At 72.9% G+C, this 365-nt stretch carries 1 protein-coding gene; it reads right to left on the bottom strand.

Features of this window, described 5'->3' with window-relative positions; genetic code table 11:
* On the bottom strand, nucleotides 1–365 hold a 365-nt coding region (locus tag KUM32_RS37810), incomplete at both ends, for a homogentisate 1,2-dioxygenase (protein WP_217146352.1).

Here is a 365-nt window from a genome sequence, read left to right as displayed (position 1 = left end):
GTGCAGGTCGTAGACGTACGGCACGTGGTTGCCGTGCCAGGCGACGACGTCGAGCGGGGAGTGGTCGTACGTCGCGGCCCACAGGTTGCCGCAGAACTTGTTGACCACCTCGGTCGGCGCCTCGCGCTCCTCGTACGCGGCCACCGGAGCGCGGAAGTCGCGCGGGTTGGCCAGGCCGTTGGCGCCGATCGGGCCGAGGTCGGGCAGGACGAAGGGCTGGCCGTAGTTCTCGCAGACGTAGCCGCGCGCGCTCGCGTCGAGGAGTTCGACGCGGAACCGCACGCCGCGCGGGATGAGCGCCACCTCGCCCGGCTCGGCGCGCAGCAGCCCGAACTCGGTGCGCAGCAGCAGCCCGCCGCTCTCGG

It is taken from the genome of Streptomyces sp. AC627_RSS907 (assembly GCF_019049165.1).
The sequence above is the reverse complement of the archived record's forward strand: the minus strand, read 5'-3'. Positions and strand labels throughout refer to the sequence as shown.